Origin of the sequence: Escherichia sp. MR (genome assembly GCF_005280595.1) — a bacterium.
Lineage (GTDB): Bacteria > Pseudomonadota > Gammaproteobacteria > Enterobacterales > Enterobacteriaceae > Escherichia > Escherichia ruysiae.
Window position 1 is genome coordinate 82,698 of sequence record NZ_SZVK01000015.1, and the last position, 6,976, is coordinate 89,673.

Here is a 6,976-nt window from a genome sequence, read left to right on the forward strand (position 1 = left end):
TCTGGCAAGGAATATGGAATGACGGCGATCGTAAATGAATCGGTGGGCGTAAAGAAAAAGCCCAGCGGTAAGCGGGTGATTTTTGCCTCGGCGTTTGGCAATGCGCTCGAATTTTTTGATTTTGGCGTTTACAACTTTTTTGTGGTCTATATCAGTACACTTTTCTTTCCTCCCAGTGCCGATCATAACGTTGCGCTGTTACTGGCATTTGCGACTTTTGGCGTGAGCTTTTTTATGCGCCCGCTTGGTGGGATTATCGTTGGCGCCTGGGCCGATCGTTTCGGACGCAAACCCGCGATGGTGTTCACCATTGCCCTGATGAGCCTCGGTACGCTGATGATCGGCATCGGGCCGACCTATGCGACGGCGGGATATTGGGGAACCGCGACGCTGGTGCTGGCGCGTCTGATCCAGGGCGTTGCGGCAGGTGGTGAAGTCGGCGCCTCAATGTCTTTGCTGGTTGAGTCTGCGCCGGCAAATCGTCGCGGCTTTTACAGCAGTTGGTCGCTGGCGACCCAGGGGCTGGCAACGACCTTTGGTGGCATCGTCGCTTTAGGGTTGAGTGCATGGCTGCCGTTTGCCACAGGTTCAGAGACCGTAATGGCGGAATGGGGCTGGCGAGTGCCGTTTTTTATTGGTGTGCTGTTAGCACCCATCGGTTGCTGGCTGCGCCTGAGTCTGGAAAATGATGCGCCTGAAGTGGCGAATAAGAAGAGTGCTGCTGCCAGCGAAAGTACGTTTTCCCTGCTTCTGCAACATAAAGCGACTCTCGCTAACGGTGTTTTACTCGCGATTGGCAGTACGGTAGCAACCTATATCTCCCTCTTTTACTACGGCACCTGGGCGGCGAAGTATCTGGCGATGCCTCAACATTATTCTCATGCAGCGATGTTACTGGCGGGCGTTATTACTTTTGTGGGGGCGCTGCTGGTGGGGATGCTGTGTGATTCGGTCGGGCGTAAAAAGCTGATTTTAATCTCCTGTGTGATGGTGCTTCTCTGTAGCTGGCCTTCGTTCTGGCTGTTGGTGAATTACCCAAGCCCAGGCATGTTGCTGACGGTGGTTTTCGTGATGGTCAGCTTTACTACGCTTGGCGGTGTGCCGGTAATGTTGTTGATTTCCGAACTATTGCCGAAACGGATCCGGGCATTGGGCTTCGCGCTGGTTTATAGCATTGGTGTGGCAATTTTTGGTGGTTTTGCACAATATTTCGCCACGCAATCTATCGTGTTACTGGAGAGTCTGACGGCTCCGGCGTGGTATCTGGGCTGCGGCACGTTGCTGTCGATGCTGGCGTTGTTGTTTGTGAAAGAACCAGCCAAAGAGCTGCAGTAAATGTGTTTTATTGCGTTACCGTTCATTCACAACACTGGAGCAATCCAGTATGTTCATTCTCTGGTATAGTGCCAGCAGTACTTTTGGCAAGGATTCAGACATTGTGATGGGCGTAAGAGCGCAACAAAAAGAAAAAACCCGCCGTTCGCTGGTGGAAGCCGCATTTAGCCAATTAAGTGCTGAACGCAGCTTCGCCAGCCTGAGTTTGCGTGAAGTGGCGCGAGAAGCGGGCATTGCTCCCACCTCTTTTTACCGGCATTTCCGCGACGTAGACGAACTTGGTCTGACCATGGTTGATGAGAGCGGTTTGATGCTGCGCCAACTCATGCGCCAGGCGCGTCAGCGTATTGCCAAAGGCGGGAGTGTGATCCGTACCTCGGTCTCCACATTTATGGAGTTCATCGGTAATAATCCGAACGCCTTCCGGTTATTATTGCGGGAACGCTCCGGCACTTCCGCTGCGTTTCGTGCCGCCGTTGCGCGTGAAATTCAGCACTTCATTGCGGAACTTGCGGACTATCTGGAACTCGAAAACCACATGCCTCGTGCGTTTACTGAAGCGCAAGCCGAAGCAATGGTGACGATTGTCTTCAGTGCGGGTGCCGAGGCGTTGGACGTTGGCGTCGAACAACGTCGGCAATTAGAAGAGCGACTGGTACTGCAACTGCGAATGATTTCGAAAGGGGCTTATTACTGGTATCGCCGTGAACAAGAGAAAACCGCAACTATTCCGGGAAATGTGAAGGACGAGTAATGAAACAAGCAAATCAAGATAGAGGTACGCTGCTGCTGGCGTTGGTTGCTGGCTTATCGATCAATGGTACGTTTGCGGCGCTGTTTAGCTCCATTGTGCCATTTTCTGTATTCCCGATTATTTCTCTGGTGCTGACGGTTTACTGCCTGCATCAACGTTATCTTAATCGCACCATGCCGGTAGGCTTGCCGGGGCTGGCTGCCGCCTGTTTTATTCTCGGCGTTCTGCTGTACAGCACGGTGGTTCGTGCGGAATATCCGGATATCGGTTCTAACTTCTTCCCGGCAGTGCTGTCCGTCATTATGGTGTTCTGGATTGGCGCGAAGATGCGTAACCGTAAGCAGGAAGTTGCTGAGTAATCAGTAACATGCCGGATGCTGGCGCATCCGGCATGGGTTTTACTTCGCCGTCAGTAACACGCCGCACTCCATATGGTGCGTGTAGGGGAACTGATCAAACAGAGCCAGACGTTCAACTTTGTGCGTCTGGTTTAATGTTTCCAGATTCTTGCATAACGTTTCCGGGTTGCAGGAGATGTACAAAATACGCGGATACGCCTGCACCATTTTCTCGGTTTCACTGTCCAGACCGCTGCGCGGCGGATCGACAAAAATGGTTTCGCACTGATAACTCTTTAAATCGATCCCTTGCAGGCGGTTAAACTCGCGCACACCATTCATCGCTTGGGTAAACTCTTCCGCCGCCATACGAATAATTTGTACGTTATCAATATGGTTAGCAGCAATATTGTATTGCGCGGCAGCGACCGATGGCTTAGCGATTTCGGTAGCTAATACTCGATCAAAATTGCGCGCCAGAGCTAATGAAAAATTACCGTTGCCGCAGTACAGCTCCAGTAAATCACCTTTTGAACCTTTGGTTACATCCAGCGCCCATTCCAGCATCTGAATATTCATCGCCGCGTTCGGCTGAGTGAAGCTGTTCTCCACCTGACGGTAGATCATCTCTTTCCCTGCAACCGGCAGACGTTCGTCGATGTAATCTTGATCCAACTCGATTTTGGTTTTCGTTGCCCGACCAATCAGATGCACATTCAGATTCTGCGCTCGCAGTGCATCGCGCAGGGCTTCTGCCTGCTGGCGCCACTCGTCATCCAGCTTTTTATGGTACAGCAGGGAAACCACCGCCTGATTGCTCAGCGTGGTGAGGTAATCAATCTGGAACAACTTGTGGCGCAGAACGGGATTATTGCGCACACCCGCAATCATCGCGCCCATCAACTGGTTGATAAGTTCACTGGCGGCGGGGAAGCTATCCACGCGGATGCGGCTTTTGGTTTGTTGATCGAAAATGATGTGATACAGGTCATCGCCATCGTGCCAGATGCGGAACTCTGCACGCATCCGGTAATGACTGACCGGCGAGCGAAACACTTCCGGAACCAGGTCAGAAAACGGCGCCATCATACTTTGCAAACGTACCACTTTTTCGGCTAACTGCGCTTCATACTGTTCTGTTGGAAGGTGTTCGGGGGTCATGATGTATCCTGAAAATGAAATGTACGCGGCGATTGTAGGGATTGCTCATCAGATGTCCAGATCTTGATAGATTCCTATTTGTGAGCTACGTCTGGACAGCAACTTGTTACAACCTGTAGCATCCACTCGCCGGTCCTGTGAGTTAATAGGGAATCCAGTGCGAATCTGGAGCTGACGCGCAGCGGTAAGGAAAGGTGCGATGATTGCGTAATGCGGACACTGCCATCCGGTGGGAAGTCATCATCTCTTTGTATCCTCAGATACCCCTCCAAGCCCGAAGACCTGCCGGCTAACGTCGCATCTGGTTCTCATCATCGCGTAATATTGGTGAAACCTGCGGCATCCTTCTTCTATTGTGGATGCTTTACAATGATTAAAAAAGCTTCGCTGCTGACGGCGTGTTCCGTCACAGCCTTTTCCGCTTGGGCACAGGATACTAGCCCGGATACTCTCGTCGTTACTGCTAACCGTTTTGAACAGCCGCGCAGCACTGTGCTTGCACCAACCACCGTTGTGACGCGTCAGGATATCGACCGCTGGCAGTCGACCTCGGTCAATGATGTGCTGCGCCGTCTCCCTGGTGTGGATATCACCCAAAACGGCGGTTCAGGTCAGCTCTCATCTATTTTTATTCGCGGTACAAATGCCAGTCATGTGTTGGTGTTAATTGATGGCGTCCGCCTGAATCTGGCAGGGGTGAGTGGTTCTGCCGACCTTAGCCAGTTCCCTATTGCGCTTGTCCAGCGTGTTGAATATATCCGTGGGCCGCGTTCCGCCGTATATGGTTCCGATGCAATAGGCGGGGTGGTGAATATCATCACGACGCGCGATGAACCCGGAACGGAAATTTCAGCAGGGTGGGGAAGCCATAGTTATCAGAACTATGATGTCTCTACGCAGCAACAACTGGGGGATAAGACACGAGTAACGTTGTTGGGCGATTATGCCCATACTCATGGTTATGATGTTGTCGCTTATGGCAATACCGGAACGCAAGCGCAGCCAGATAACGATGGTTTCTTAAGTAAAACGCTTTATGGCGCGCTGGAGCATAACTTTACTGATGCCTGGAGCGGCTTTGTGCGCGGCTATGGCTATGATAACCGTACCAATTATGACGCGTATTATTCTCCCGGCTCGCCGCTGCTCGATACTCGCAAACTCTATAGCCAAAGCTGGGATGCCGGGCTGCGCTATAACGGCGAACTGATTAAATCACAACTCATTACCAGCTATAGCCATAGCAAAGATTACAACTACGATCCCCATTATGGTCGTTATGATTCGTCCGCAACGCTTGATGAGATGAAGCAATACACCGTTCAGTGGGCAAACAATGTCATCGTTGGTCACGGTAGTATTGGTGCGGGTGTCGACTGGCAGAAACAGACTACGACGCCGGGTACAGGTTATGTTGAGGATGGATATGATCAACGTAATACCGGCATCTATCTGACCGGGCTGCAACAAGTCGGCGATTTTACCTTTGAAGGCGCAGCACGCAGCGACGATAACTCACAGTTTGGTCGTCATGGAACCTGGCAAACCAGCGTCGGTTGGGAATTCATCGAAGGTTATCGGTTTATCGCTTCTTATGGTACGTCGTACAAGGCACCTAATCTTGGGCAACTCTATGGCTTCTACGGTAATCCGGATCTGAACCCTGAGAAAAGCAAACAGTGGGAAGGGGCGTTTGAAGGCTTAACTGCTGGAGTGAACTGGCGTATTTCCGGATACCGTAACGATGTTAGTGACTTGATCGATTACGATGATCACACCCTCAAATACTACAACGAAGGGAAAGCGCGGATTAAGGGCGTCGAGGCGACCGCCAATTTTGATACCGGACCGCTGACGCATACGGTGAGTTATGATTATGTCGATGCGCGTAACGCGATTACCGACACGCCGTTGCTACGTCGCGCTAAACAGCAGGTGAAATATCAGCTCGACTGGCAACTGTATGACTTCGACTGGGGTATTACTTATCAGTATTTAGGCACTCGCTATGATAAGGATTACTCATCTTATCCTTATCAAACCGTTAAAATGGGCGGTGTGAGCTTGTGGGATCTTGCGGTTGCGTATCCGGTCACCTCTCATCTGACTGTTCGTGGTAAAATAGCCAACTTGTTCGACAAAGATTACGAGACAGTCTATGGCTACCAAACTGCAGGACGGGAATACACCTTGTCTGGCAGCTACACCTTCTGAACCACGTCCCACCGTGCTGGTGTTTGACTCCGGCGTCGGTGGGCTGTCGGTCTATGACGAGATCCGGCGTCTCTTACCGGATCTCCATTACATTTATGCTTTCGATAATGTCGCTTTCCCGTATGGCGAAAAAAGCGAAGCGTTTATTGTTGAGCGAGTGGTGGAAATTGTCACTGCGGTGCAAGAGCATTATCCCCTTGCACTGGCTGTGGTGGCCTGCAACACCGCCAGCACCGTTTCGCTTCCTGCATTACGCGAAAAGTTTGACTTCCCGGTTGTCGGTGTCGTGCCGGCGATTAAACCCGCAGCGCGTCTGACCGCTAATGGCATTGTTGGATTGCTGGCAACTCGCGGAACAGTTAAACGTTCTTATACCCATGAACTGATTGCGCGTTTCGCCAATGAATGTCAGATAGAAATGCTCGGATCGGCAGAGATGGTTGAGCTGGCTGAAGCGAAACTGCATGGCGACGAAGTTTCTCTGGATGCGCTAAAGCGTATCTTGCGTCCGTGGTTAAGAATGAAAGAGCCACCAGATACTGTTGTTCTAGGGTGTACTCATTTCCCTCTATTACGAGAAGAACTGTTACAGGTGCTACCAGAGGGAACACGGCTGGTAGATTCTGGCGCAGCAATTGCCCGCCGAACGGCCTGGTTGTTAGAACATGAAGCCCCGGATGCAAAATCTGCCGATGCGAATGTTGCCTTTTGTATGGCAATGACGCCGGAAGCAGAACAATTATTGCCCGTTTTACAGCGTTACGGTTTCAAAACGCTCGAAAAACTGGCAGTTTCAGGCTGATTTGGTTGAATGTTGCGCATTCGGAAAATTATTTTAAATTTCCTCTTGTCAGGCCGGAATAACTCCCTATAATGCGCCACCACTGACACGGAACAACGGCAAACACGCCACCGGGTCAGCGGGATTCTCCTGAGAATTCCGGCAGAGAAAGCAAAAATAAATGCTTGACTCTGTAGCGGGAAAGCGTATTATGCACACCCCGCGCCGCTGAGAAAAAGCGAAGCGGCACTGCTCTTTAACAATTTATCAGACAATCTGTGTGGGCACTCGAAGATACGGATTCTTAACGTCGCAAGACGATAAATGAATACCAAGTCTCAAGAGTGAACACGTAATTCATTACGAAGTTTAATTCTTTGAGCATCAAACTTT

6 protein-coding genes and 1 riboswitch are annotated in these 6,976 nt (G+C 50.9%); of the genes, 5 read left to right on the forward strand and 1 reads right to left on the reverse strand.

Annotation, left to right across the window (positions count from 1 at the left end):
* The first annotated feature begins 18 nt into the window (after positions 1 to 18).
* From FC814_RS09255 to FC814_RS09265, 3 genes are all read left to right on the forward strand, one after another.
* Positions 19 to 1,335, forward strand: a complete 1,317-nt coding sequence (locus tag FC814_RS09255) for a citrate-proton symporter (protein WP_137325855.1) — start codon at positions 19 to 21, stop codon at positions 1,333 to 1,335.
* A 103-nt stretch (positions 1,336 to 1,438) separates the two neighbouring features.
* Positions 1,439 to 2,089: an HTH-type transcriptional repressor FabR gene (gene fabR, locus FC814_RS09260; protein ID WP_123007655.1), complete on the forward strand. Its 651-nt coding sequence runs from the start codon at positions 1,439 to 1,441 to the stop codon at positions 2,087 to 2,089.
* Positions 2,089 to 2,448 carry a YijD family membrane protein gene (locus tag FC814_RS09265; protein WP_000806411.1) on the forward strand — a complete coding sequence of 120 codons (360 nt, stop codon included), beginning with the start codon at positions 2,089 to 2,091 and terminating at the stop codon, positions 2,446 to 2,448. Before fabR ends, FC814_RS09265 begins: the two co-directional genes overlap by 1 nt.
* A gap of 39 nt (positions 2,449 to 2,487) precedes the next feature.
* Here the strand turns inward: FC814_RS09265 and trmA are convergent, their stop codons facing one another.
* Positions 2,488 to 3,588: a tRNA (uridine(54)-C5)-methyltransferase TrmA gene (trmA, locus tag FC814_RS09270; RefSeq protein ID WP_085461431.1), complete on the reverse strand. Its 1,101-nt coding sequence runs from the start codon at positions 3,586 to 3,588 to the stop codon at positions 2,488 to 2,490.
* A gap of 113 nt (positions 3,589 to 3,701) precedes the next feature.
* A riboswitch (cobalamin riboswitch) is annotated at positions 3,702 to 3,893 on the forward strand.
* Positions 3,894 to 3,957: 64 nt separating this feature from the next.
* Between trmA and btuB the strand changes: the two genes are divergently transcribed.
* Positions 3,958 to 5,802, forward strand: a complete 1,845-nt coding sequence (gene btuB, locus FC814_RS09275) for a TonB-dependent vitamin B12 receptor BtuB (protein WP_000591347.1) — start codon at positions 3,958 to 3,960, stop codon at positions 5,800 to 5,802.
* The gene (gene murI / locus FC814_RS09280) at positions 5,747 to 6,604 is read left to right on the forward strand and encodes a glutamate racemase (protein WP_000201834.1); all 858 of its coding nucleotides are present in this window, start codon (positions 5,747 to 5,749) and stop codon (positions 6,602 to 6,604) included. Before btuB ends, murI begins: the two co-directional genes overlap by 56 nt.
* Positions 6,605 to 6,976: the final 372 nt, after the last annotated feature.